Origin of the sequence: Streptomyces novaecaesareae (assembly GCF_000716875.1) — a bacterium.
Taxonomy (GTDB): domain Bacteria; phylum Actinomycetota; class Actinomycetes; order Streptomycetales; family Streptomycetaceae; genus Kitasatospora; species Kitasatospora novaecaesareae.
This window is the reverse complement of the sequence record NZ_JNWQ01000047.1, coordinates 17,355-40,778: the sequence shown is the minus strand read 5'-3', so window position 1 is coordinate 40,778 and position 23,424 is coordinate 17,355. Positions and strand designations below refer to the sequence as shown.

Genomic DNA, 23,424 nt, shown 5'->3' with positions numbered 1-23,424 from the left:
CCTGGTCAAGCATGACGCCCCCGGGGCCGGCGACGTCCACCACCGCCACCTCGCCGCCCTCGACGAGGACCTCGGCGACGACCTCACCAGGGACGCGGACGACGAGGTCCCCGAGGCCCGCCGCCCCTTCCTGATCCGCACCGCCTCCGCCGCCGGCGCCCGCACCGGCAAGGTGGTGCACGGCACCGGCCGCCGGATCCGCCGGGCCACCTCCGCCGAGGGCGCGGGCGAGTCCGGCCTCGCGAAGCTGATCGAGCTGCACGCGCTCAACTCCTTCGGCGACATGCTGATCACCATCGCGCTGGCCTCCACCATCTTCTTCTCGGTGCCCACCGGCGAGGCCCGCGGCCGGGTCGCGCTCTACCTGCTGATCACGATGGCCCCGTTCGCCGTCCTGGCCCCGGTGATCGGCCCGCTGCTGGACCGCCTGCCGCACGGCCGCCGGGCGGCCATGGCGATGGCGATGCTGGCCCGGGCGGTGCTCGCCTGGACGATGGCCGGGGTGATCTCCGGCGGCGGCCTGGCGCTCTACCCGGAGGCGCTCGGCGTGCTGGTGGCGTCCAAGGCGTACGGGGTGGTGCGCAGCGTCGTGGTGCCCCGGCTGCTGCCGAGCCGGCTGTCCCTGGTGAAGGCGAACTCCCGGGTCACCCTGGCCGGGCTGCTGGCCACCGGCGTGGCGGCCGCGGTGGGCGGGCTGCTGCACCTGATCGGCCCGGGCTGGCCGCTGCGCGGCGCCTTCCTGGTGTTCGTGATCGGCACCCTGATGGCCTTCCACCTGCCGCACGCCGTGGACTCGGCCAAGGGCGAGCAGCGCGCCGTCCTGCACGCCGAGGTGCACGGCGAGGGCTCGCACCTGATCCACCACAAGCCGCCGCCGGTCAAGGCCTCGCTGCGCACCGTCGGCCCCTCGGTGATCCTGGCGCTGCGGGCGATGTCGGCGATGAAGTGGCTGGTCGGCTTCCTGGTGATGTTCCTGGCCTTCCTGCTGCGGGAGGAGCCGATCGGCGGCCTGCGGCCGACGCTGGCGCTGGGTCTGGTGGCGCTGGCGGCGGGGACGGGCAACGCGCTCGGCTCGGTGTTCGGCTCCTGGCTGCGCACCCGGGGCCCGGAGGCGACGGTCACCGCGATGCTGCTGCTGGCGACCGGCGTGACGGCGGCGGCCGCGCTCTGGTACGGCGTGGTGACGGTGATTCTGGTCGCGGGCATCGCCGGGATGGCGGCCTCGCTGGGCAAGCTGGCGCTGGACGCGCTGATCCAGCGGGACGTCCCGGAGGCGGTGCGGACCTCGGCCTTCGCCCGGTCGGAGACGCTGATGCAGCTGTCCTGGGTGGCCGGCGGCGCGGTCGGCATCCTGCTGCCGCTGAACGGGGCGCTGGGCCTGTCGGTCGCCGCCACGGTGGTCGGCCTGATGCTGCTGTGGACGCTCCACTCGCTCTTCCGGGTGGGCCTGCGGCGGCACCCGGCGGCGCCCCGGGTGGCCTGACGTTGCGAGGCGGCAACACGCGGTGGCCGACCCCCGCGTAGCGTGATCGGCCAGGCCCGGTAGATTCTGACGCATGAGCCTCAATTCCCGTGCCATCGCCGCCCTCGGCGCCGTCGTCGTGGTCGGCGCCGCCACGGTGGGCACCTCCGTCGCCATCGCCGCCGACCAGACCGAGCACATCTCGCACCAGGCCACCCTCAAGGTCGGCAACTCCTCGATCGTCGCCCAGCCGCTGTGCTGGAACAACGGGAGCCCGATCACCGAGGACCTCCAGCAGGATTGCCAGGACAAGGCCACCAAGGCCCTGGCGGACGGCTCGCTGCCCAGCTCGGACGTGGTGTCGAGCGACGCCGTGGGCGTCGGCGTCTCCCCGAACGTGGCCGACTCCGGCTGGTGGGCCTTCACCAACGGCGGCTCGTCCAGCAGCGGCGGGCGCTTCAGCCTGGCCTCGTACGCCAAGGGCTCGACCTGGTCCGGCGCCCAGCAGGCGAACAAGGTGCTGAACGCCAGCGGCAAGACCCTGGTCACCGTGGTCGAGGGCGACAAGAACTCGGACAACCCGATCGCCGTCTGGTACTTCCAGCTGAACACCCAGGACAGCTGACGGTCCTGCGATGACCGCGCACGCCGTCACCGACGGCCGCAGCGAGCAGTCGGGCCCCGCGCGGGCCCGGCTGCTCGTCGTCGTCGCGGTGGCCGCCGAGGCCGAGGCCGTGCTGCGCGGCCTGCCCGGCGGGGCCGCCGCCCTGCCGCTGCCCGGCGGCACGCTGCACCGGGCCGAGGGCGCTCCGGTGGACGTGCTGGCCGCCGGGGTCGGCCCGGCCGCCGCCGCGGCCGCCGCCTCCGCCGCGCTGGCCGCCCACCCGTACGCCCTGGCCGTCTCGGCCGGGATCGCCGGCGGCTTCGCCCCGCACGCCCCGGTCGGCGCCACCGTGGTGGCCGACGCGATCGTGGCCGCGGACCTCGGCGCGCAGACCCCCGAAGGCTTCGCCGACGTCACCGAACTGGGCTTCGGCACCGTCCGGCACACCCCGCCCCCGGCCGTCGTCGCGCTCCTCGTGAAGGCGCTGGGCGGGCTCGGTGACCCGGGCGGCCGGGGCGCCGTCACCGGCCCGGTGCTGACCGTCTCCACCGTCACCGGCAGCGCCGAGCGGGCCGCCGAGCTGGCCGCCCGCCACCCGGGCGCCGCCGCCGAGGCGATGGAGGGCTTCGGCGTGGCCGAGGCCGCCGCCCGGTACGGCGTGCCGGCCCTCGAACTGCGCACCGTGTCCAACCCGGTGGGCCCGCGCGACCGGGCCGCCTGGCGGATCGGCGAGGCGCTGACCGCCCTGGAGCGGGCCTTCGCCGCACTGCCCGTCCACGAACTGATCGAGGAGGCCGGCCGTGGCTGAACGGCTGAGCATCGCGTACTCGCCCTGCCCGAACGACACCTTCGTCTTCCACGCCTGGGCGCACGGCCTGGTGCCCGGCGCGGACGCGCCCGAGGTGACCTTCGCCGACATCGACATCACCAACGGCCAGGCCGAGCGCGGCGAGCTGGACGTCCTGAAGATCAGCTACGGCGCGCTGCCGTGGGTCCTGGACGAGTACACCCTGCTGCCCTGCGGCGGTGCGCTCGGGCGCGGCTGCGGCCCGCTGGTGCTCACCCTGCCCGGTGTGGCCGCCCCCGCGGACCTCGCCGGGAAGACCGTCGCGGTGCCCTCCGAGCGCTCCACCGCCTACCTGCTGTTCCGGCTCTGGGCGGCGAAGGCCGTACCGGGCGGCTTCGGCGAGATCGTCGTCCTGCCGTTCCACGAGATCATGCCCGCCGTCCGGGACGGCCGGGTGGATGCCGGCCTGGTGATCCACGAGGCCCGCTTCACCTACGGGCAGTACGGCCTGCACAGCCTGGCCGACATGGGCGAGGCCTGGGAGCAGGAGACCGGCCTGCCGATCCCGCTGGGCGCGATCGTCGCCAGGCGCTCGCTCGGCGCCGAACGGCTGCGGGAGATCACCGAGGCGATCCGCGCCTCCGTCCGGCAGGCCTGGGCGAGCCCGGAGGCGAGCCGCGGCTACGTGCTGGAGCACGCCCAGGAGATGGACCTGGACGTCGCGAACCAGCACATCGGGCTGTACGTCACCGAGTTCACCGAGGACCTCGGCGAGGAGGGCTACGCGGCCGTCCGTGCGCTGCTCACCCGGGCCGCCGCGGAGGGGCTGGTGCCTCCGCTCGACCCGGGTGCGCTCGCGTTCGGCTAGGTCCTGTCCGGCCGATCTCGGCCCGGGAAGATCGGCCGGACAGGACCTAGTCCTCCCCCGGTGTGGGGACGGGCCCTACACGTCGAACTGGTCGGCCACCGCGCGCAGCAGGCCGGCCAGCTTCTGGCCGGTCGGCTTGGCCGGGTAGCGACCGCGCTGGAGGCCGGGCAGCACCGCGTCCAGGGTGGTGATCAGGTCCTGGACGATCGGCGCCATGTCGTCCGCGCTCCGACGCTGGGCGGCGGCCACCGAGGGCAGCGCGTCCAGCAGCTGCACGCCCATCGCCTGGTCCCCGCGGTGGCCGGCGACCACCCCGAACTCGACCCGCTGGCCCGGCTTCAGCACGGTGACACCGGCGGGCAGCGCCTTGGTGTGGACGAAGACGTCGCCGCCGTCGTCGCGCGACAGGAAGCCGAAGCCCTTCGTCTCGTTGAACCACTTGACCTGGCCGGTGGGCATCTCGAACAGTCCTCGAATGGGTGTGAGGGATCCCGGCCCTGGCCGGGGATCGCTGGGTGGTGGGAGACCGCTGCCGACCTCGGCTCGGCGCCCGCGGGCGCTCATGGTCAGCACGTTGTCAGGAGCAGACTAACGGTCCGTGACTGCCTCATCCGCGTTCCGCGAAGGATCCGCGGTCCGAGGCCCGATCGGGGCGGCGGAGCGCGGCGATCTCGCGGCCACGGGCGACCCGGTACTGGCACGGCCGGGTCGCGTCCCTGCGCTGTCCATCGGCTCACACCCCCGGGTCTGAGGACGCGGGACGCACCTGTAGCGCCCCTCGGCACCCCCTGCATACCCCCGCCCAGCAGGGATCAAAACGTTGAGCTGCCGGGAAACTGCGCAACGTGACCGGGCCGCTCCGGTGGGCGGCCCCGGAGGACGCTCTGCCAGACTGGGGGCGGCCCGACCCCGCCCCGAGGAGTGAGCAGACGTGAGCAGCCAGAGCGCCGACCCCGGCGACGTGTACGTCAAGGCCGGGGCGATCGTCTTCGGCCTCGGCGCGCTCGCCACGCTGGCCACCTTCGTCCCGCTGTTCCTGCACCTGACGCCGCTGCCGACGGCCGCGTACTGGCTGAGCATGCTGATGCCGGCCGGCTTCCTGGCGGCGCTGACCGGGCTGCTCCTGAACGCGCGGGCCCAGCGCCGCCGGATCGAGCCGTAGGACGGCCTACGTCGCGTCCCCGCCCGCCAGGTGGCGGGCGAGCCAGTCCGGGAAGGCGGTGAGGTCCGCCAGGACCACGTCCGCCCCGGCCTCGCGCAGTTCGTCCGCGTCGTACGGGCCGGTGGCCACGGCGACGGCGATCGCGTCCGCGTGCCGGGCGCCCCGGATGTCGCCGAGGTGGTCGCCGACGTAGATGCTCGCGCCGTGCTCGCGCAGCGCCTCGCCCTTGGTCTCCGCCCAGAGGTCGCCGATCACGGTGTCCGCCGTCATCCCGGCGTGCTCCAGGTGGAGCAGGGCGTTCGGCTCGTACTTGCCGGTGATCACGGCGACCCGGCCGCCGTGGGCGCGGACCGCCTCGATGGCGGCGTGCGCGCCCGGCAGGGCCACGGTCGGGGCGAAGGCGTGCTCGCGGTACAGCTCGCGGTAGCGCGTCACGGCGCGCTCCGCCTCCTCCTCCGGGAACCAGTTGCGGATCTCGTCCAGCAGCGGCGGGCCGAGCCTGGTGACGGTCAGGTCGGCGTCGATGCGGACGCCGGTCTCGGCGGAGAGTGCCAGGTAGGTGGCGCGGATACCCGGCCGGGTGTCCAGCAGTGTCATGTCGAGGTCGAAGCCGACGGTGAGCGGGGCGGGTGAGGTCGCGGGCATACCGGCAGGCTATCCAACGGGCGGACGGGGTGACGAGGCGATTTGCCGCGGCTTCGCGGCGGAACTTAGGTTTACCTGAGTTGTCTGCGGAGGGGGCCATGACCGACGACATCACCGCCCCGCCCTGCGCTCCCGGCACGCCCTACCGCGCGCCGCGGCGCCGAATACTGTGGCTCGCCGCCGCAGTGGCCGTCCTCGCCGCCGCGGTGCTGCTGAGCCTCGCGGCCGCCAGCCGCACCAGAGCTGGTGGCAGCAGTGGTCGCCGGAGGACGAGACGGCGGTCGCGGAGGCCCTGGAGCGGACGTCGACGGCGGAGCTGGCCGAGCGGAGCATGGACGAGCTGTCGGGCGGCCAGCGCCAGCGCGCCTGGATCGCGATGGCGCTCGCCCAGGGCACCGACATCCTGCTGCTGGACGAGCCGACCACCTACCTGGACATCGCGCACCAGGTGGAGGTGCTGGACCTGGTCCGCCGGCTGAACGTCGAACGCGGGCGGACGGTCGTCGCCGTGCTGCACGACCTCAACCAGGCCGCCCGGTACGCGGACCACCTGGTGGCGATGCGGGACGGTCGGGTGGTGGCGCAGGGCCCGCCCGGGGAGGTGGTCACGGCGGAGCTGGTGCGGGAGGTGTTCGGGCTGGAGTCGGTGGTCGTGCCGGACCCGGTGACGGGCACGCCGCTGGTCGTTCCGGGCGTGCCGTGGGCGGCCGCGACGGCGACGGTGGACGCGGTGGACGCGTGACGGCACGCTTGACGGCGCTTCAGGGACCATTTCGGACATAATCGACGGCGCCCCGCCCCCGTCCCGCCCCCCGCCGCGCCTCCTGAGGACCGCCGATGCCCCGGATCGCCCGCCGTACCCTCCTCGCCGGCCTCGGCGGGGCCGCGCTCGTGGCGTGCACCGGCGGCGCCACGCCGCGTCCGGCCGAGGTGACCGCCGCGAACGGGACCCCGTCCGCCGTCCCGGCGCCCCCGGTGACCGTCAACGCCGCCACCGGGCCGGTGCTGGTGCCGGGCGAGCCGATGCGGGTGGTCGTGCTGGACACCGACGTGCTCGACTCCGCGCTCACCCTCGGCATCACCCCGGTCGGCGCCGCGCTGCCGGCCCGCGACGCCCGCTACCCCGACTACTGGCCGACCAGCCGGACCGCCGGGATCCGGCTGGTCGGCCCGGCCGGCGCACCGGACCTGCCGACCGTACGGGCCCTGCGGCCGGACCTGATCCTCTCCAACCAGGCCCGCGACGGCGACCGGTACGACCAGCTGCGGGAGCTCGCCCCGACCGTGCTCACCCAGACCACCGGGGCGCCGTGGAAGGCCAACTTCCAGCTGCACGCCCAGGCGTTGAGCCGGGAGGCGGCCGCGGCGGCCTTCGTCGGCTCGTACCAGAAGCACACCGGGCAGGTGGTGCAGGCACTGTCCGCGGCGAAGCTGTCGGGGCGCAAGGTGAGCCTGGTGCGGTTCGTCGAGGGCGGCGGGATCCGGCTGTTCGGCCGGCAGAGCTTCCCCGGGACGGTGCTCTCCGACGCCCAGGTGGGGCGGCCGGACGCGCAGAACGTCGACCAGTCGGACTTCGAGATCCCGCTCGACCAGATCGGGAAGGCGGACGGCGACCTGCTGCTGTACGCGACGTACGGCGATCCGGAGCGGGCGGGCACCGACGCGGCGCTGGCCAGCCCGGGGTGGCAGGCGCTGGCGGCGGTCAAGGCGCACCGGGCGTTCCCGGTGGACGACCAGCTGTGGTTCCAGGGGATCGGCTACACGGGGGCCAACTACATGCTGGAGGAGCTGCAGCGCTTCCTCGGCGCGTGAGCAGGGGGGCGGTGAGCAGGGGGCGGGGGCCAGGGGGGCGGGGCGGGGGCCGGGGCCCGCTCGGGCACGATCGATCACGATTCGGCTCTGCGTTAGGCGCTTGACCTGCGGGCCCGCCAGAATGAGCCGGCTATCACTGCTCACCCCGGGGGACGAACACCGTGTCAACTACCGCAGCTCCAGAGGCTCCTGCCCGCAAGGGGCAGGCCGCCGCCCTAGGCTGGCTGATCAGCATCGGCTTCAACGTCGTCGCACCGATCGTGATCTACAACCAGCTGCACGACCACGGCTACAACGAGTCCACCGCCATCCTGCTCTCGGGCCTGGGCCCGGTCGTCGACACCCTGATCTACCTGCTCTGGCACCGCCGGATCGACGAGTTCGCGGTGGTCTCCCTGGTCTTCGTCGCGCTGACCCTGGTCGTCGCGCTGATCGGGCCGCAGGACCCGAAGATGCTGCTGGCCAAGGACTCCTTCGTCTCGGGCCTGCTCGGCGTGCTCTACCTGGCGTCGCTCGCCGCTCCGCGGCCGATCATGTTCTACTTCGGGCGCAAGTTCGCCACGGACGGCACGCCGGAGATGATCGCCTGGTGGAACTCCATGTGGCAGTACCCGGGCTTCCGCCGGGTGCAGCGCAACCTGACCATCGTCTGGGGCGTGGCCTTCGTCCTGGAGGCCGTCCTGCGGATCGTCCTGGTCTACACCCTGTCGCACGGCACGGTGGTGACGGTCAACAACGTCCTTCCGTACGTGGTGCTCGGCGGGCTGGTCTACTTCACCATCGCCTACGCCAAGCGGGCCAGCGCCCGGGGCCGGGCCGCTGCCGCGGCGGCAGCGGCGACGGCCGAAGCCGGTCAGCCCGCCGCCGCGTAGCGGGCCGGTGATTCGCCGACAGCGGCCGTGAAGTCGCGGGTGAAATGGGCCTGGTCGGCGTAGCCCAGTTCGGCGGCGAGTACGGCCAGGTCCAACTCGCCGCCGGTACCGGCCCGTTCGGCGGCCTCGTGGAGCCGGGCGCGGCGCAGCACCCACTTCGGGGAGACGCCGACGTACTCGGCGAAGAGCCGCTGGAGGCGTCGGACGCCGAGGCCGAACTCCCCGGCCAGGTCGTCCACCCGGCGCAGGTCCGGCGTCGCGGTGATCCGTTCCACCATCGCGGCGAGCTGCTCGGCGACCGGGTCGGGCGCCGGCAGCCGGGGCAGCAGGAAGGCGTCCGCCAGGGCGGCCGGGTCGCCGTCACCGCCGCTCAGCAGGGTCGAGTTGAGCCGGTCCGCCTCCGGGCCGAAGTACTCGGCGGCGGGGACGGACCGGTCGGCGAGGGCGCTCACCGGGCCGCCCGCGAAGGGGCGGAAGGCGCCCGGCCGGAACCGCGCGCCCAGCACGTGCCCGGCGCCCTCCAGCCGACGGACGAACAGCGAGCGGTCGACCCCGTAGACACGGGCCCGGGGCGCCTCGAAGACCAGGTGGACGTTGGGGTGCGCGAGCACCTTCTGCTCGTACGGGGCATGGCCGGTCAGGTCCCAGCGCACCAGCCAGTAGTACTCGACGAACCGTGCCACGCCGGGCGCGGGCACGAGCCGCTCCACGCTGATCAGTTCGGCCGCCCGGGCGGGGTGGAGCACGCCGCGGCCGAGATCGGGGGTGTCCATGGCGGCCAGGTTAGCGTCGCGTTTCTTCAATACCGAGCAGCCCGGCCAGGGGCAGGATCGGGCCATGAACGTCCACCCGATGCACCCCTTCCTGGCCCGCGCCGCCTCCGCGGCCGCCGACGTCGCCGCCACCGTCCCCGCCGCGCAGCCGCTGGACGCGCCGACGCCCTGCGCGGAGTTCGACACCCGTGCGCTGATCAACCACTGGGTGCTCTACACCTCGCACGGCCTGGAACACCGGGCCCGGCGCACCGAACTGCCCGAGGAGTTGGTCGCACGCGACTTCACCGCCGCCGCCGACTGGCGCTCCGCGTACGCGGCGCAGCTGGAGCGGGCGGTCGCGGCCTGGGCCGAGCCGGCCGCCTGGGAGGGGGAGGTCGACCTGGGCGGCTCCCCGGTTCCGGCGGTGGGCATCGCCCGGATGCTGATCCTGGAGCTGGTGCTGCACGGCTGGGACGTCGCCCGGGCGACCGGCGGCCGGATCGAGGTCGACGAGGAACTCGCCGGGCTGGTCGGCGAGATCGCGACGGAGAACGCCGAACTGTACCGCCAGTACGCGGGCTTCGCCGAGCCTGTGGCGCTGCCCGACGAAGCCTCCGGATGGGATCGCGCACTGGCCGCCTCCGGGCGCGACCCGCGCTGGAAGGCCTGACCCGCGCCGGAAGGCGTGACTGCCGGGCGAGCGTGGGGAGTCGGCCCGCTCGGGTGTGCTCAGCTCATCAGCTCGGGCGCGAAGTAGTCGCGCAGTCGAGCGATCTTCCCGTCGCGGACCCGGAAGATCTGCACCAGGGAGACCACCTCGTCGTCTCCGTCCCGGTCGAAGACCGTGTCGATCTCGGCGATGAACACGTCGGGATCGGAGGTGCTGTGCAGCACGTATCCGGACTTCGCGAGGTTCGGCGAGCGGCCGTCACCCGTCGCCTCCTGGCGCTCGTAGTACGCCGCCATGGCGCTACGGATCTCCTCGCGGCCCACCAGCCTCCTGGGGAAGGCAGCGCCGGCGGGCATGAGCGGTGCCTCGAAGACACCGTCCTCGGTGAAGTTCTCGGCAAGGGCATCGGCGTTCCGGGTCAGGGCGCCGGCGTGGACGTGGCGTTCGAAGATCTCCTGCGGCGTTCGGGACACGGCGGCCTCCCTGGACTCGGACACGGACATGGACACGGACTCGGACTCGGACACAGAGGGCCACACAATCACACCGCCGCTCCCCGGACCGCGGTTTCCGGGCACGATCACCCTCCGCTGGATCTCCCGCCCGAGTGAGCCGCATGACGATCAGTCGGAATGCATGGCGGCCGTGAGCTTGGCGCGCAGGAGACGGACGGCCGGGGAGTGCTGGTCGGGCCGGGTGACCAGGCCGAGGCGGGCGTACGTCGCGGCGTCGGCGATCGGGACGGCCCGCAGGCCGGCGCCCTCGGCGGAGGAGGCGCTGAGGACGGCGACCCCGGCGCCGCGTTCGGCGAGGCGGAGCACGGCGAGCGGGGAGCTGGCGTCGATGTCCACGCGCGGGTCGAGGCCGAGCCGGCGGCAGGAGTCCTCGTAGGCGGCCCGCAGGCCGGTGCCCGGGGAGAGGCAGAGGATCTTCTCGGTCCGGAGGTCGGCGAGCTTCAGGGTCTCGCGGTCGAGCGGGTGCCCGGCCGGGACGACGGCGACGATCCGCTCGTCCACGACGATGTCGACGTCGAGGCCCGGCCCCGCTTCGCCGGCGAAGCCGATCAGGGCCAGGTCGAGGTCGCCGGAGCGGACCTGCGCCTGGAGGAGGTCGGAGTGGCCCTCGTGCAGGCTGAGTTCGATGCCGGGGTGGGTGCGGCCGAGGTCGGCGACGACGTCGAGGAAGGGCGGGATCGAGCAGCCCATGATCATGCCGAGCCGTACCCGGCCGCGGACCGCGTCGGCGAACTCGGCCGCGGTATGCCGGATGGCGTCCAGTGTGGTCAGCGCGCTCTTCGCCAGCGGGAGGACGGCCTCGCCGGCCGGGGTGAGCCGGACCCTCCGGCCGGTGCGGTCGAGCAGCTGCTGCCCCAACTCCTTCTCCAGTTTGGCGACCTGGGTGCTGATGCCGGACTGGCTGACGTGCAGGCGCCCGGCCGCGGCGGTGAAGGAGCCCTCGTCCACGACGGCGGCGAAGTAGCGCAGCTGATGCATCTCCATAACTCAGGATGATAGCTGGCATCCGATCCATCTGTTGGACGTATGGAAAGCGCGCCGGGAGGATGGAGGCATGACGACGACGAAGACCGCACGCGAGCTGGCCGAGACCTACTTCACCGCCTGGGAGGCGGGCGACTTCGACACCGTCCGGGGCCTGCTGGCCGAGGACGTGGACTTCGTCGGCGCCCTGGGCACGGCCTCGGGGATCGAGGAGGCCCTGGGCGGGCTGAAGGGGCTCGGGCAGGTGCTGGAGAAGATCGACGTGAAGGCCCGGGTCGCCGAGGGCGACGAGGTGATCACCTGGTTCGAGCTGCACACCAGCATCGCCCCGCCCGCGCCGACCGCGAACTGGATGCACGTGGAGAACGGGAGGATCGCCCGGATCCGGGTCACCTTCGACCCGCGCGGCCTGCTGGCGGGCTTCGAGCAGAACAGCTGAGCCCGCCGGCACGCGGGTGCCCGTGACCACCCCCGGTGGTCACGGGCACCCGCTTTAGAGGCCCGCCGCTCACCCGCCGGAGCGGATCGGCTCGCCCGTCCGGTGCAGGTGGGTCAGGATCTCGCGGTACGAGCGGAACAGGCCCGTCTCGTAGTACGGGATGCCCTTCTCCGCGCAGAACTGCCGGGTGATCCGGGCCGCCCGCCCGAGCGCTGGTGTCGGCATGCTGGGGAACAGGTGGTGCTCCACCTGGTAGTTGAGGCCGCCCATCACCGAGTCGACGACCGGGCCGCCGCGGACGTTGCGCGAGGTGAGCACCTGGCGGCGCAGGAAGTCCAGCTTCATCTCCGGCGTCACCATCAGCATCCCCTTGTGGTTCGGGGCGAAGACGCAGCCCAGGTAGACGCCGAGCAGCGCCTGGTGCACGGCGAGGAAGGCGACCGCCTTGCCCGCCGGAAGAGCGGCGAGGACGAGGCCGAAGTAGGCCGCGAAGTGGACGACCAGCAGGACGCCCTCCAGCAGCGGGCGCTTCATCGTGGGGCTGCGCAGCGCGCGGAAGCTGTTGAAGCTCAGGTTGAGGCCCTCCAGCAGGAGCAGCGGGAAGAACAGGTACGCCTGCCGGCGGCCGATGAACCGGGCGAGGCCGCTCGCCTGCCGGGCCTGCCGCTTCGACCAGACGACGAGGTCCGGGGCGACGTCCGGGTCCCGCTCCTCGTGGTTCGGGTTGGCGTGGTGGCGGGTGTGCTTGCTCATCCACCAGCCGTAGCTCATGCCCATCAGCAGGTTGGCGGCGATCCGGCCGCCGATCTCGCTCGGCAGTCGCCGGTCGAAGACCTGGCGGTGCGCCAGGTCGTGCGAGAGCAGGCCGATCTGGGCGAAGACGACGGACATCGCCGCCGCCAGGCCGAGCTGCCACCAGGTGTCGCCGAGCGCGAACAGGGCGTACCAGCCGCCGAGGAACGCGGCGAGCACCAGGGCCATGCGGACGGCGTAGTAGCCGGGGCGCCGGTCGAGCAGGCCCTCGGCGGCGATCCGGCGGCTCAACTGGGCGAAGTCACTGCCGCCGCCCACCTCCTGCGGGGCGGGGGGCGCGGTCATCGTCACGGACTGTGTGGGCATGCCCCGAGTCTGCTGCGGCCGGGCGGCCCGAAGAACGGGGAAAGCACCCTTCCCGTACGGGGGTTACCCCCCGGACGGGAAGGGGAGCCGGCCCCGGTGCGGTGGGGGTCCGCCGGGTACCCGCCCTGCAGAGAAACGCCACGGCGGCCCCGAGGCTCTCGCCCCGGGGCCGCCGCGACGACACTCGGCTCAGGCCTCGACCGGCCGCACCACCCGGCGGCGGACCGCCCAGACCGCCGCGGCCAGCACGAAGCCGTACACCGAGACGAGTCCGTGGCCGTTCTCCTGGGCGAGCCACATCGCCAGGCCCAGCGCCGGGACGCCGGCCGCCAGCGCGATCTCCTTGGGGAGGCGGGTGCGGGTCAGGAAGGCGAGCGCGAGGGTGGCGCCGAGGAAGTAGGTGGCGCCGGAGCTGCCGGCGAAGTTGCGCGGGTCGGTGCTGGGGCCGCCGCCGAAGCCGAGCAGGGTGTCGATCCGGCCGGGCAGCAGGATGCCGGCGAGGAAGAAGGCGAGGGTGAGCGGGCCGCCCCAGTACCACTGGGCGAGGGCCGCGACGGCGGCGAGGGTGACGAGGTTCCACAGGCCGCCGAAGAGGCCGCCGTTCTGCATGAACACCGAGGTGAACTCGCGCCACCAGCCGGACCTGGCCGGGTCCGCGTCGAGCGCGTCCATGGCGCCGGACCAGACGAGCTGGAGCAGCACGCCGCCGACCGCGATCGCGGTGAGCGCGATCGCCGCCCACGGGAGTGGCCGCCCCCGCAGGGTGTCCCGGCCGACCACGCCGAGCCCGCAGTTGACCATCATGACCATCAGTGCGGCCGTGGTCACGTTGAACAGGATCGCCCCCATCGCCCTCCCCCTTCGTCTTTCCAACACCGTTCGAAAACCGGGCGAGGAAAAATCTAGCACAGTTTCGAACAGTGTTGGAAAATCGGGTACGGTGCACTGCATGAAGCTCACCAAGGAGCGCATCGTCGACGCGGGCATGGCCGTCTTCGCCGAGGTCGGATACCAGAACCTGTCCATGCGCCAGGTCGCCGACCGACTCGACGCCCATGCCGGCAGCCTCTACTACCACGTGCGCGGCAAGGACGAGTTGCTCGCCCTGATGGCCGACCGGGTCTGCCGCCGGGCGTTCGACGCGGGCACCGAGGCCCTGGCCGCCCTCCCGGCCGACGCCACCTGGCAGGACCGCGTCGAAGCCCAGGCCACCACCCTGCGCCTGAGCATCAAACAGCACCCCGGCGGCGCCCAGCTCCTCGCCGAGAGCCCCGGCGTGCTCAGCCCGGGCGGCCTCTCCCTGATGGAGCGGCTACTCCGCACCCTCCTCGACGCCGCCGTCCCCGCCGACTCCTGCGGCATCGCCGCCGACACCCTGCTCAGCCACGTCACCGGGTTCGTGCTCCAGGAGCAGAACCAGCCGGCCGCGCCGCCGTCGCTCGACCTGGAGCAGTACGACGCGCTGCGCGAACGGTTCCCGCTGGTCATGGGCGAACTGATCCCGCGGATCGGCCAGGACGAGAAGTTCCACCGCAGCGTCCGCCTGCTCTGCTCCGGCTTCGCCGCGCCTTCGCCGACGTCCCCAACCGCCTGAGCCGCCCGGTACTCGCGTGACAGTTCGACAACGGTCGGACAGGATTCCCCCGTACGACTTCACCGGTCGTCCACAACGCCTGTCACGGGCCGCTCCCTTCGGAGGAATCCACTCATGAACGTCGGAAGGCTCGCCGCGCTGGCGGGTACTTCGGCCCTGCTCGCCGCAGTCGTCCTGCCCGTGCCGTTCGCGGCCGCGGCGGACGCCCCCGGTGACCAGCTCACCGTCGACAACTCGGTCGCCTGCTCGGACACCGGTCCCGCCTCCACGGCCCTACCACTCTGCACGATCTCCGCGGCCGCGAAGATCGTCCGGCCGGGCCAGACCGTGGTGGTCCGCAATGACTGGGCCTACACGGAGTCGGTGCTGATCAACCGATCGGGCGCTCCCGGGAAGCCGATCACCTTCACCACCGGCACCACGGGCGACCCGCGCACGCAGGGCTTCGGGGCCTACGTCCAGGGGAGCGGCACCCCCGCGTTCACCGTCAAGGGCGCCACGGACGTCGTGATCCACGGCTTCGGCGTCCATGCCAACACCTCCCCGGTCGTGGTCGCCGATTCCTCCCGCGTCACGATCGACCACCTGTACATGGCCCGGGCGTTCGGGCCCGAGCCGGAGATCCGCGTCACCGGCGCGAGCGACCACGTGACCGTGAGCCGCAACTCCGTCAACGCCGCGCACACCGCCGCCGTCCAGATCGAGGCCGGCATCCGCGACACGGTCGTGTCCACCAACTACATCACCGGATCCGACACCAGCGGAATCGTGGTGGGCGACGCCCCCGGCACGCTGGTGACGTCCAACTCCGTCCTCAACAGCTGCGGTTCGGGCATCCTGCTGAACGGCGCCGCCACCGGCTCCGCCGTCCGCAACAACATCGTCACCGGCAGCGCGTTCGCGTGCACCGGCATGGAGCCCGCCCCGGCGATCCAGGTCTCCCCGGCGGCGGTGCCGGGCACCGGCCTGGACTACAACCTCGTCGACCCCGGCCTGCCGACCGGCCGCGTCCCGTACCTGTGGAACGGCCAGTCCTACCCCGGCCCCGCCGAGCTGCGCTCCGCCACCGGCCAGGGCGCGCACGACCTCGCGGGCAACCCGCACATCAGCAACGGGCCCGACCAGGGCTCCCCCGCCATCGACTCCGCCGACGCCGACGCGCCGGGCATCCTCCCCACCGACTACTACGGCAACTCCCCCTCCGACGACCCGGGCGTCGCCAACACCGGTACGGGCAGCGGCATCCGCGACCGGGGGGCGGTCGAGCGGCAGGTCGTCACCCAGCAGGAGGTCCACTTCACCGGCGAGTACGGCCCGTACCCGAGGCCGGTGACCGCCAAGGCCACCCTCGTCCAGAACTGGCCGGCCGCCCTCTCCTACAGCTTCGACTTCGGCGACGGCACGGCCCCCGTCGTCACCACCCAGCCGACCGCCGACCACACCTACGCCCGGGCCGGGACGTTCTCCACCACGCTGACGGTGACCAGCCCCGAGGGGCTCACCTTTCCCGCCGTCTCGGACAGGACGATCACGGTCTCCGAACCCGCCGAACCCAAGGCCGCGTTCACGGTGAAGCCGTGCTCGGCCCCGTACTCCTGCGGTCCGCTCGGATACGAGTTCGACACCCTCCCCTCCACCAGCTCCTGGCCCGTCAACAAGGTGCGGCTCGACTTCGGCGACGGCTCCGGTACGGACCTCACGTCCCTGCAGAAGGGCATCCAGCACAACTACCCGCGCCCGGGCGACTACACCGCGACCCTCACCTTCACCAACAGCGGCGGCCAGCAGGCCACCGCGTCCCAGAAGGTGGCTGTGATCACCAAGCCCGCCGGCTTCGACAGCTACAGCGGCCAGCGGGCCCTGGACACCCGGCAGCCGGGCTACGGCACGCCCAAGCTCACCCCCGGCCAGAAGCTCACCATCGACCTCAAGAACCAGTACTGGCCGGTCAGCTGGGACGCCACCGCAGTCGTCGTCAACGTCACCGCGGTCAACGCCGAGGGACAGGGCTTCCTGAGCCTGGGCCCGAACGACCGGCCCCGGCCGGAGAGCTCCAACCTCAACTACGTCCCGGGGGCGGCCATCCCCAACCTGGTCACCGTCCCGGTCGGCAACGACTTCAAGATCGCCGTCTGGAACGCCCCGGGCGGCGCGGCCGTGGACCTCGTGATCGACATCGAGGGCGAGTACACCCCGCGCTCCACGGACCTCTACGCACCGCTGCAGCCGAAGCGCATCATGGACTCCCGGACCGGCACCGGCGTCCCGGCCGGCAAGGTCAGCTCGCTGTGCAACACCCCCTGGCCGGTTCCGCTGACCAAGCTCCAGGTCCGTGGCGTCAACGGTGTCCCGAACGACGCGACCAGCGTCGTCCTCAACGTCACCGCCACCGAGCCCGACCAGGACGGCCACCTGATGGTGGGTTCCGGCTCCGGCATGAACAGCTCGAACCTCAACTTCAAGGCCGGGCAAACCACGTCCAACCAGGTCGTCACCAAGATCGCGGACGACGGCACCATCATGTTCTGCAACAACGCGGGGAGCCTGCACGTCATCGCCGACCTCTCCGGCTACTACGGCCCGAGCGGTCAGCACCTGTTCGTCGCCACCGACCCGACCCGGATGCTCGACACCCGGGTCAGCCCGGGCAAGCTCGGCCCGTACAGCAGCCTCGCGGTCAGCGGGCTGCCGACCGGTGCGACCGGCGCCGTCCTCAATGTCACCGCCACCGAGCCCACCGCCGACGGCTTCCTCGCCGTCTACCCGGGCGGCACCGACCGGCCCGACGTCTCCACCGTGAACTTCGCCGCCGGCCAGACCGTGGCCACCCATGCCACCGTCCCGGTCGGCGCCGACGGCACCGTCAACCTCTACAACCACAACGGCAGCACGCACGCCCTCGTGGACAGCTACGGCTACTTCATCCACAGGTAGCCGTCACAAAGTAGCCGTCACCCGAGCAGCCTTCCGCCGCCCGCCTCAGCCCTGCTGCGGCGGGCGGCGGCGCATGGCGATCAGCAGCAGCACCACCGCGGAGATCACCGCCGACACCCGCAGCACGTTCGGGGCCGCCGACCAGCTGATCTGCCCCAGCGGGCTGCCGGACTGCAGACCGCCGCCGCCCCCGCCTCCGTGGGCGCCGCCCTGTTTGGCCTGCTGCATGGCGTACAGGGTGGTCGCGCTCATCGTGATCAGCGGGATCCCGAGGATCACGAACTTGCGCGTCAGGTCCGAGAGTTGACGGGAGAGGTAGCCGAGGCCCCAGCCCGCCAGCATGGCCGGGAGGAAGCCCGTGGCGGCGCCGCCGACCAACAGCGTGCTGGAGAGCAGGATCAGCGGGGACGGTCTGCGGGCGTCCCCGCCCTTGCCCTTCCCGGCAGCGGCCGCCTTGCCCCCCACCGGGGCGGCCGGGGCAGCCGGGGCCCCGGGAGCCGCCCGGCCCCCCGCGTTCCCCTTGGCGTTCCCCTTGGCCTTCCCCAGCCTCGGCCACATCGACTTCTTCGGCTTCGCCGGGTCCGCCCCCGGCTGCGCGGCCGCCGCGGCCTGCGCCGCCGCCAGGGCGGCCGCCTGCGCGGCCTCCTCCGCCGCGCGCTGCTCGGGGATCGACGTCGGCGCGGGCTCCGGCCCGTCGGAGAAGTCGAACACCGTCATGGTCCACGGCCCGGTGCTGCTCACCATCGGCGGCGGGATCACCGGGGCCCGCTCCCCGGCGGCGACGGCGTCCGGCGGGTTCAGCGGGACGGACGGGATCCCGGCGGCACTCGGCGCCGGCGGGTCGTACACGCTGTCAGGGTCCGCGGCGGGCACGGCGGGGACACCCGCGGCGGGCGCGGCCGGAGCGTCCGCCGGGCCCGGAGCCGCCGCGCCGTCACCCCGCGCGGCCCCGCCCTCCGGGGCGCCGCCCGAGCGATCGCTCCACGGCCCGCTCTTGCGCCACCACTCGCCGTCCGTCATCACCGACACCCCGCCTCGCCCGCGCCGTCTGCTGAGAGTGCGACGGCCGCCCACCGAACCGCCCTCGGCGTGACGCTACCCACCCGGCCCCCGCGCACGCGAGTCCACCGGCCGGGTCGGAGCGGCACGAGGGACACCCCACCGTCCGCCAGCCCGACTAACCTAGGTCGAATGACCACACAGCAGGGCCCCCAACGCCGGGCCAGGTCCGCCACCGGCCCGCGCACGCTCGCCGAGGAGCTGCGCGCCCGTCCCGACGACGCGCTCGCCGCCCTGCTCCGGTCCCGCCCCGACCTGCTGAACCCCGTCCCCGGCGACCTCACCCAGCTGTCCGCCCGGCTCTCCTCGCGAGCCTCCGCCCTGCGCGCCCTGGAGCGGCTCGACCGGTTCACCCTGCAGGTCGCCGAGGCGCTGGCCACCGCCCCGGACGGCACCTCCACGGCCACCGTGCGCACCCTGCTGACCGGCCCGGCCAAGGTCAAGCCGCACCCCGGGGCCACCCCGCTGACCCCGGCCGACCGGTCCGCCGTCGCCACCGCGCTGCCCCGCGCGATCGCCACCCTGCGCGACCGGGCGCTGCTCTGGGGCCCCGACAACGGCCTGCGGCTGGTCCTCGCCGTCCGCGAGGCGCTCGCCCCGACCGCCGCCAACCCCGGCCGCACCGGCCTCGGCCCGACCCTCGCCGACGCCACCATCGGCATGTCCCCGGCCCGGCTGCAACAACTGCTCGCCTCGGCCGGCCAGGCCGCCACCCCGGACCCGGTCACCGCCGTCGCCGCGCTCACCGCGCTGCTCACCGACCGCGCCCGCTGCGCCGCGCTGCTCGACACCGCCCCCGAGCCCGCGCTGCGGCTGCTGGACCGGCTGGTCTGGGGCCCGCCCACCGGCACCGTCCCGGACGCCGCCCGCCCGGTCACCGCCGAGGACGCGCAGAGCCCCGTCGAGTGGCTGCTCGCCCGCGGCCTGCTGCTGCCCACCAGCCCCGGCAGCGTCGTCCTGCCCCGCGAACTCGCCCTGCACCTGCGCGGCGGCCGCAGCCACCGCACCGTCGAACCCGTCCAGCCCGAGCCCGCGCCCGCCGCCGCCCCGCGCGATCCACAGGCTGTGGACGGCGCCGCGGCCGGCCAGGCGCACACCGCCGTCAAGACCGTCGAGGAACTGCTGGACGGCTGGGGCCTCACCCCGCCGCTCACCCTGCGCGCCGGCGGCCTCGGCGTCCGCGACCTCAAGCGCGCCGCCCAGGCCCTGGAGACCACCGAGCAGCAGACCGCCTTCTGGCTCGAACTCGCCTACACCGCGGGCCTGCTGGCCCCCGACGGCGAAGTGGACGAACGGTGGGCCCCCACCCCCGGGTACGACAGCTGGCTCCAACTGGACACCGCCGAACGCTGGTCCGTCCTCGCCACCGCCTGGCTCGCCGCCACCCGCGTCCCCGCCCTCGCCGGCACCCCCGACGGCAAGGGCAAGCCGCGCGCCGCCCTCGGCCCCGAACTCGACCGCACCCTCGCCCCGTCCGTCCGCCGCGCCGCACTCGCCCTGCTCGCCGAACTGCCGCCCGGCACCCCGGCCACCGCCGAGGAACTGCTCCCCGCCCTGCGCTGGCAGCGCCCGCTGCGCGGCGGCCCGACCGGCCCGGACGGCCGCGACCTGCGCGACGAGCTCACCGCCTGGACCCTCGACGAGGCCGAACTCCTCGGCATCACCGGCCGCGGCGCCCTCGCCGCCCCCGCCCGCGCCCTGCTCACCGCCGAGGCCGACCCGGCCGAGGTGCTCGCCCCGCTGCTCCCGCAGCCGCTCGACCACGTGATCCTCCAGCCGGACCTCACCGCCGTCGCCCCCGGCCCGCTGCTCACCCCGCTCGCCCACGCCCTCGCGCTCTGCGCCGACATCGAGTCCAAGGGCGGCGCCACCGTCTACCGCTTCACCCCGGCGTCCGTCCGCCGCGCCCTCGACGCCGGACGCACCGCCGCCGACCTGCGGACCTTCCTGGAGCAGCACAGCCGTACGCCCGTCCCGCAGCCGCTCACCTACCTGATCGACGACATCGCCCGCCGGCACGGCATCCTGCGGGTCGGCGCCGCCTCCTCCTACCTGCGCTGCGACGACCCGTCCCTGCTGAACGAGGTGCTCGCCGACCGCCGCTCCGCCGACCTGCGGCTACGGCTGCTCGCGCCCACCGTCCTCGCCTCCCAGGCCGCCCCGGACGTCCTGCTCGCCACGCTGCGCACGATGGGCTACGCCCCGGCCGCCGAATCCGCCGAGGGCGACATGCTGATCACCCGCCCGGACAGCCACCGCACCCCGCCCCGGACGGCGCCCGTCCCCGTCCCCGACGGCCCGCCCACCCCCGACGACACCCTCCTCGCCGCCGCCATCAAGGCCATCCGGGCCGGCGACCGCGCCGCCACCGCCAGCCGCCGCGAGCCCACCGCCGACCCGCGCCACCTCCCCCGCACCGCCGCCGCCGAGACCCTGGCCGCCCTCCAGACCGCCGTCCTCCTCGGCGAGCGGATGTGGATCGGCTACCTCAACGCCGAGGGCATCGCCAGCCAGCGCATCATCGACCCGGTCAAGGTCGAAGGCGGCTTCGTCACCGCCTTCGACCACCACGCCGACGAACTCCGCACCTTCGCCCTGCACCGCATCACCGGCGTCGCCGAACTCGACGAGTAGGCAGGCGAGTGGGCGTCAGTGCCCCTTCGACTCCTTCATCTTCTCCTGGACCGCCTTGTCCGCCAGGCTGCCGATCTCCCCCTGCCCGATCGGCAGCGAGCCGCCGCCGACCTGGTCGGCGATCAGGAATCCGGGCGCCGCGAGCAGGCCGCCGGGCCCCTCGCCGATGCCCGCGAGGGCGTGGGCGGAGCCGGCCGAGGAGGCGGTGGCCGCGAAGGCCGTGCCCATCAGGGCGAGGGCGGTGAGAACGCGCTTCGACTTGTTCATGACCGGCTCAACGAGCGAGGCGCCCGCCGGTCACCGGCGTGCGGTTGCGCCACCCCGGGACGCGGCGTAGTCCGGAAGGACAGGGGGGTTCCCAGAGGAGGCATCATGCTCGGTGAACTGATCGGCGAGGTCAACGGCAAGGACACCGGCCGACGGGTCCTCGCGGCCGGTGAGGGACACGCGGTCGTCGAGGTGTCGTTCGAGGGCACCGGCAGCTACTTCGGCGTCGAGGTCTCCGGCTTCGGCACGTACGAGACCGAACTGCGCGCCGACGGCACGCTGTTCGGCGAGGGGCAGGGCGTCGACATGACCGCCGACGGCCAGACCGTCACCTGGCACGGCAGCGGCCTCGGCCACTTCGCCGAGGGAGGCGTCGTCCAGTACCGCGGCGCGATCTTCTTCTCCACCACCGCCCCACAGCTGGAACGGCTCAACGGCGTCGTCGGCGTCTTCGAGTTCGACGCCGCCCCGGACGGCACGTCCACCGGCAAGCTCCACGAGTGGAAGTAGCCCGTCCCGGTTCTCCGCGGAATGCGCGACACTGGAGGGTCTGCGTCAAACCACCCTGTCAGCCAGTGGAGGGCTCCCCCGCGTGAACGACGGACCGCTCATCGTCCAGAGCGACAAAACTCTCCTCCTGGAGATCGACCACCCCAAGGCCGCCGACTGCCGTCGCGCCATCGCACCGTTCGCCGAGCTGGAGCGGGCACCCGAGCACGTGCACACGTACCGGGTGACCCCGCTCGGGCTGTGGAACGCCCGGGCGGCCGGGCACGACGCCGAGCAGGTCGTCGACGCCCTGGTGAAGTACTCCCGCTACCCGGTGCCGCACGCGCTGCTGGTGGACGTGGCCGACACCATGGGCCGCTACGGCCGGCTGCAGCTGCTCAAGCACCCGACGCACGGGCTGGTGCTCGCCACCACCGACCGGCCGGTGCTGGAGGAGGTGCTGCGCTCCAAGAAGATCGCCCCGCTGGTCGGCGCCCGGGTCGACCCGGACACCGTGGTGGTGCACCCCTCCGAGCGCGGGCAGATCAAGCAGGTGCTGCTCAAGCTCGGCTGGCCCGCCGAGGACTTCGCCGGGTACGTGGACGGCGAGGCGCACCCGATCGACCTGGACGAGGACGGCTGGCAGCTGCGCCCGTACCAGGCACAGGCCGTCGAGGGCTTCTGGCACGGCGGCTCCGGCGTCGTCGTGCTGCCCTGCGGCGCCGGCAAGACGCTGGTCGGCGCGGCCGCGATGGCGCACGCCAAGTCGACCACGCTGATCCTGGTCACCAACACGGTCTCGGCCCGCCAGTGGAAGCACGAGCTGGTCAAGCGCACCTCGCTCACCGAGGACGAGGTCGGCGAGTACAGCGGCACGAAGAAGGAGATCCGCCCGGTCACCATCGCCACCTACCAGGTGATGACCACCAAGCGGAAGGGCGTCTACGCGCACCTGGAGCTGTTCGACGCCCGCAACTGGGGCCTGGTGGTCTACGACGAGGTGCACCTGCTGCCGGCCCCGGTGTTCAAGTTCACCGCCGACCTCCAGGCCCGCCGCCGGCTCGGCCTGACCGCCACGCTGGTGCGCGAGGACGGCCGCGAGGGCGACGTGTTCAGCCTGATCGGCCCCAAGCGCTTCGACGCGCCCTGGAAGGAGATCGAGGCGCAGGGCTACATCGCGCCCGCCGACTGCTGCGAGGTGCGGGTCACCCTGACCGACTCCGAGCGGCTCGCCTACGCGACCGCCGAACCGGAGGAGCGCTACCGCTACTGCGCCACCACGGCGACCAAGCGGCGGGTGGTGGAGGCGCTGGTCAAGAAGCACGAGAAGGACCAGACGCTGATCATCGGCCAGTACATCGACCAGCTGGACGAACTCGGCGAGGCCCTGGACGCCCCGGTGATCAAGGGCGAGACCAGCAACGCCCAGCGCGAGAAGCTCTTCGACGCCTTCCGCAACAAGGAGATCAGCGTCCTGGTGGTCTCCAAGGTCGCGAACTTCTCGATCGACCTGCCCGAGGCCACGGTGGCCATCCAGGTCTCCGGGACCTTCGGCTCCCGCCAGGAGGAGGCCCAGCGCCTCGGCCGCGTGCTGCGCCCCAAGGCGGACGGCCATGCGGCCCACTTCTACTCGGTGGTCGCCCGGGACACCGTGGACCAGGACTTCGCCGCCCACCGGCAGCGCTTCCTGGCCGAGCAGGGCTACGCGTACCGCATCATCGACGCGGACGACGTGCTGTAACCGCGGGAACGC

The 23,424-nt window shown here is 73.4% G+C and carries 23 protein-coding genes and 1 pseudogene; 15 read left to right on the top strand and 9 right to left on the bottom strand.

Translation table 11 applies throughout. The annotated features are described in order from the left end of the window. The first annotated feature begins 133 nt into the window (after positions 1 to 133). The 4 genes from OP86_RS19340 (at position 134) to OP86_RS19325 (ending at position 3,721) form a co-directional block, all read left to right on the top strand. A complete protein-coding gene (locus tag OP86_RS19340; protein WP_033332523.1) occupies positions 134 to 1,483 on the top strand; it encodes an MFS transporter in 1,350 nt (449 codons plus the stop codon). Positions 1,484 to 1,556: 73 nt separating this feature from the next. Then, complete coding sequence (locus OP86_RS19335) at positions 1,557 to 2,087, top strand: hypothetical protein (RefSeq protein WP_030057102.1); 531 nt, start codon at positions 1,557 to 1,559, stop codon at positions 2,085 to 2,087. Positions 2,088 to 2,097: 10 nt separating this feature from the next. Beyond that, positions 2,098 to 2,874, top strand: a complete 777-nt coding sequence (locus tag OP86_RS19330; RefSeq protein ID WP_051830275.1) for a futalosine hydrolase — start codon at positions 2,098 to 2,100, stop codon at positions 2,872 to 2,874. Beyond that, positions 2,867 to 3,721 (top strand): 1,4-dihydroxy-6-naphtoate synthase, encoded by an 855-nt coding sequence (locus OP86_RS19325; RefSeq protein ID WP_030259009.1) that lies wholly within the window; start codon positions 2,867 to 2,869, stop codon positions 3,719 to 3,721. The genes OP86_RS19330 and OP86_RS19325 overlap by 8 nt, the downstream gene beginning before the upstream one ends. 75 nt (positions 3,722 to 3,796) lie before the next feature. Here the strand turns inward: OP86_RS19325 and OP86_RS38835 are convergent, their stop codons facing one another. Next, complete coding sequence (locus OP86_RS38835; protein ID WP_030057101.1) at positions 3,797 to 4,180, bottom strand: cold-shock protein; 384 nt, start codon at positions 4,178 to 4,180, stop codon at positions 3,797 to 3,799. Positions 4,181 to 4,652: 472 nt separating this feature from the next. On the opposite strand from OP86_RS38835, the gene OP86_RS19315 reads away from it, so the two are divergent. Further along, positions 4,653 to 4,883 carry a hypothetical protein gene (locus OP86_RS19315; RefSeq protein ID WP_030057100.1) on the top strand — a complete coding sequence of 77 codons (231 nt, stop codon included), beginning with the start codon at positions 4,653 to 4,655 and terminating at the stop codon, positions 4,881 to 4,883. A 6-nt stretch (positions 4,884 to 4,889) separates the two neighbouring features. Here the strand turns inward: OP86_RS19315 and OP86_RS19310 are convergent, their stop codons facing one another. Next, positions 4,890 to 5,528, bottom strand: a complete 639-nt coding sequence (locus tag OP86_RS19310; protein WP_030057099.1) for an HAD family hydrolase — start codon at positions 5,526 to 5,528, stop codon at positions 4,890 to 4,892. A gap of 220 nt (positions 5,529 to 5,748) precedes the next feature. Here OP86_RS19310 and OP86_RS19305 point away from each other — a divergent pair. The 3 genes and pseudogenes from OP86_RS19305 to OP86_RS19295 form a co-directional block, all read left to right on the top strand. Then, positions 5,749 to 6,270: pseudogene (locus OP86_RS19305) on the top strand (ABC transporter ATP-binding protein); the annotation flags it as partial. A gap of 95 nt (positions 6,271 to 6,365) precedes the next feature. Beyond that, positions 6,366 to 7,340 (top strand): ABC transporter substrate-binding protein, encoded by a 975-nt coding sequence (locus OP86_RS19300; protein ID WP_030259005.1) that lies wholly within the window; start codon positions 6,366 to 6,368, stop codon positions 7,338 to 7,340. Between the two features lie 161 nt (positions 7,341 to 7,501). Beyond that, positions 7,502 to 8,212: a VC0807 family protein gene (locus OP86_RS19295; protein WP_030057096.1), complete on the top strand. Its 711-nt coding sequence runs from the start codon at positions 7,502 to 7,504 to the stop codon at positions 8,210 to 8,212. Here the strand turns inward: OP86_RS19295 and OP86_RS19290 are convergent. Then, on the bottom strand, positions 8,194 to 8,985 hold the full coding sequence (locus OP86_RS19290; RefSeq protein ID WP_030259002.1) for a helix-turn-helix domain-containing protein: 792 nt from the start codon (positions 8,983 to 8,985) through the stop codon (positions 8,194 to 8,196). The two genes, OP86_RS19295 and OP86_RS19290, sit on opposite strands and share 19 nt — an antisense overlap. A gap of 64 nt (positions 8,986 to 9,049) precedes the next feature. Here OP86_RS19290 and OP86_RS19285 point away from each other — a divergent pair, with 64 nt between their 5' ends. After that, a complete protein-coding gene (locus OP86_RS19285) occupies positions 9,050 to 9,637 on the top strand; it encodes a TIGR03086 family metal-binding protein (protein WP_030057093.1) in 588 nt (195 codons plus the stop codon). A gap of 59 nt (positions 9,638 to 9,696) precedes the next feature. Here OP86_RS19285 and OP86_RS19280 read toward each other — a convergent pair whose 3' ends face one another. Next, positions 9,697 to 10,110 carry a nuclear transport factor 2 family protein gene (locus tag OP86_RS19280; protein WP_030057092.1) on the bottom strand — a complete coding sequence of 138 codons (414 nt, stop codon included), beginning with the start codon at positions 10,108 to 10,110 and terminating at the stop codon, positions 9,697 to 9,699. 150 nt (positions 10,111 to 10,260) lie between these two features. Further along, the gene (locus OP86_RS19275) at positions 10,261 to 11,136 is read right to left on the bottom strand and encodes a LysR family transcriptional regulator (RefSeq protein ID WP_030057091.1); all 876 of its coding nucleotides are present in this window, start codon (positions 11,134 to 11,136) and stop codon (positions 10,261 to 10,263) included. 70 nt (positions 11,137 to 11,206) lie between these two features. On the opposite strand from OP86_RS19275, the gene OP86_RS19270 reads away from it, so the two are divergent. Then, on the top strand, positions 11,207 to 11,575 hold the full coding sequence (locus tag OP86_RS19270) for a nuclear transport factor 2 family protein (RefSeq protein WP_030258998.1): 369 nt from the start codon (positions 11,207 to 11,209) through the stop codon (positions 11,573 to 11,575). A 69-nt stretch (positions 11,576 to 11,644) separates the two neighbouring features. On the opposite strand, the gene OP86_RS19265 is transcribed toward OP86_RS19270, so the two are convergent. Both OP86_RS19265 and OP86_RS19260 read right to left on the bottom strand, forming a co-directional pair. Continuing rightward, positions 11,645 to 12,694 (bottom strand): fatty acid desaturase family protein, encoded by a 1,050-nt coding sequence (locus OP86_RS19265; RefSeq protein ID WP_030258995.1) that lies wholly within the window; start codon positions 12,692 to 12,694, stop codon positions 11,645 to 11,647. A gap of 189 nt (positions 12,695 to 12,883) precedes the next feature. Then, positions 12,884 to 13,543, bottom strand: coding sequence for a hypothetical protein (locus OP86_RS19260; RefSeq protein WP_051830274.1), 660 nt, complete (start codon positions 13,541 to 13,543; stop codon positions 12,884 to 12,886). A 100-nt stretch (positions 13,544 to 13,643) separates the two neighbouring features. On the opposite strand from OP86_RS19260, the gene OP86_RS19255 reads away from it, so the two are divergent. Next, positions 13,644 to 14,288 carry a TetR/AcrR family transcriptional regulator gene (locus tag OP86_RS19255; RefSeq protein WP_051830273.1) on the top strand — a complete coding sequence of 215 codons (645 nt, stop codon included), beginning with the start codon at positions 13,644 to 13,646 and terminating at the stop codon, positions 14,286 to 14,288. A gap of 114 nt (positions 14,289 to 14,402) precedes the next feature. After that, positions 14,403 to 17,222 carry a PKD domain-containing protein gene (locus OP86_RS19250; RefSeq protein WP_030258992.1) on the top strand — a complete coding sequence of 940 codons (2,820 nt, stop codon included), beginning with the start codon at positions 14,403 to 14,405 and terminating at the stop codon, positions 17,220 to 17,222. Between the two features lie 45 nt (positions 17,223 to 17,267). Here OP86_RS19250 and OP86_RS19245 read toward each other — a convergent pair whose 3' ends face one another. Further along, positions 17,268 to 18,242: a hypothetical protein gene (locus OP86_RS19245; RefSeq protein ID WP_157849784.1), complete on the bottom strand. Its 975-nt coding sequence runs from the start codon at positions 18,240 to 18,242 to the stop codon at positions 17,268 to 17,270. Positions 18,243 to 18,413: 171 nt separating this feature from the next. On the opposite strand from OP86_RS19245, the gene OP86_RS19240 reads away from it, so the two are divergent. Beyond that, a complete protein-coding gene (locus tag OP86_RS19240; RefSeq protein WP_030258985.1) occupies positions 18,414 to 20,915 on the top strand; it encodes a helicase C-terminal domain-containing protein in 2,502 nt (833 codons plus the stop codon). Positions 20,916 to 20,930: 15 nt separating this feature from the next. On the opposite strand, the gene OP86_RS19235 is transcribed toward OP86_RS19240, so the two are convergent. Then, entirely contained in the window at positions 20,931 to 21,182 is a 252-nt protein-coding gene (locus OP86_RS19235) for a hypothetical protein (RefSeq protein WP_030057082.1), read from the bottom strand. A gap of 105 nt (positions 21,183 to 21,287) precedes the next feature. Here OP86_RS19235 and OP86_RS19230 point away from each other — a divergent pair, with 105 nt between their 5' ends. Both OP86_RS19230 and OP86_RS19225 read left to right on the top strand, forming a co-directional pair. Beyond that, a complete protein-coding gene (locus tag OP86_RS19230; RefSeq protein ID WP_030057081.1) occupies positions 21,288 to 21,692 on the top strand; it encodes a hypothetical protein in 405 nt (134 codons plus the stop codon). A gap of 82 nt (positions 21,693 to 21,774) precedes the next feature. Beyond that, positions 21,775 to 23,412: a DNA repair helicase XPB gene (locus tag OP86_RS19225; RefSeq protein ID WP_030258981.1), complete on the top strand. Its 1,638-nt coding sequence runs from the start codon at positions 21,775 to 21,777 to the stop codon at positions 23,410 to 23,412. Positions 23,413 to 23,424 lie beyond the last annotated feature (12 nt).

What these genes read in the sequence shown, in the direction of transcription:
- OP86_RS19335 (WP_030057102.1), top strand. Translation starts at nt 1,557, where the DNA reads ATGAGCCTCAATTCCCGTGCCATCGCCGCCCTCGGCGCCGTCGTCGTG.
- OP86_RS19330 (WP_051830275.1), top strand. Translation starts at nt 2,098, where the DNA reads ATGACCGCGCACGCCGTCACCGACGGCCGCAGCGAGCAGTCGGGCCCC.
- OP86_RS38835 (WP_030057101.1), bottom strand. Translation starts at nt 4,180, where the DNA reads ATGCCCACCGGCCAGGTCAAGTGGTTCAACGAGACGAAGGGCTTCGGC.
- OP86_RS19310 (WP_030057099.1), bottom strand. Translation starts at nt 5,528, where the DNA reads ATGCCCGCGACCTCACCCGCCCCGCTCACCGTCGGCTTCGACCTCGAC.
- OP86_RS19300 (WP_030259005.1), top strand. Translation starts at nt 6,366, where the DNA reads ATGCCCCGGATCGCCCGCCGTACCCTCCTCGCCGGCCTCGGCGGGGCC.
- OP86_RS19290 (WP_030259002.1), bottom strand. Translation starts at nt 8,985, where the DNA reads ATGGACACCCCCGATCTCGGCCGCGGCGTGCTCCACCCCGCCCGGGCG.
- OP86_RS19285 (WP_030057093.1), top strand. Translation starts at nt 9,050, where the DNA reads ATGAACGTCCACCCGATGCACCCCTTCCTGGCCCGCGCCGCCTCCGCG.
- OP86_RS19275 (WP_030057091.1), bottom strand. Translation starts at nt 11,136, where the DNA reads ATGGAGATGCATCAGCTGCGCTACTTCGCCGCCGTCGTGGACGAGGGC.
- OP86_RS19270 (WP_030258998.1), top strand. Translation starts at nt 11,207, where the DNA reads ATGACGACGACGAAGACCGCACGCGAGCTGGCCGAGACCTACTTCACC.
- OP86_RS19265 (WP_030258995.1), bottom strand. Translation starts at nt 12,694, where the DNA reads ATGCCCACACAGTCCGTGACGATGACCGCGCCCCCCGCCCCGCAGGAG.
- OP86_RS19260 (WP_051830274.1), bottom strand. Translation starts at nt 13,543, where the DNA reads ATGGGGGCGATCCTGTTCAACGTGACCACGGCCGCACTGATGGTCATG.
- OP86_RS19255 (WP_051830273.1), top strand. Translation starts at nt 13,644, where the DNA reads ATGAAGCTCACCAAGGAGCGCATCGTCGACGCGGGCATGGCCGTCTTC.
- OP86_RS19250 (WP_030258992.1), top strand. Translation starts at nt 14,403, where the DNA reads ATGAACGTCGGAAGGCTCGCCGCGCTGGCGGGTACTTCGGCCCTGCTC.
- OP86_RS19245 (WP_157849784.1), bottom strand. Translation starts at nt 18,242, where the DNA reads ATGACGGACGGCGAGTGGTGGCGCAAGAGCGGGCCGTGGAGCGATCGC.
- OP86_RS19240 (WP_030258985.1), top strand. Translation starts at nt 18,414, where the DNA reads ATGACCACACAGCAGGGCCCCCAACGCCGGGCCAGGTCCGCCACCGGC.
- OP86_RS19235 (WP_030057082.1), bottom strand. Translation starts at nt 21,182, where the DNA reads ATGAACAAGTCGAAGCGCGTTCTCACCGCCCTCGCCCTGATGGGCACG.
- OP86_RS19230 (WP_030057081.1), top strand. Translation starts at nt 21,288, where the DNA reads ATGCTCGGTGAACTGATCGGCGAGGTCAACGGCAAGGACACCGGCCGA.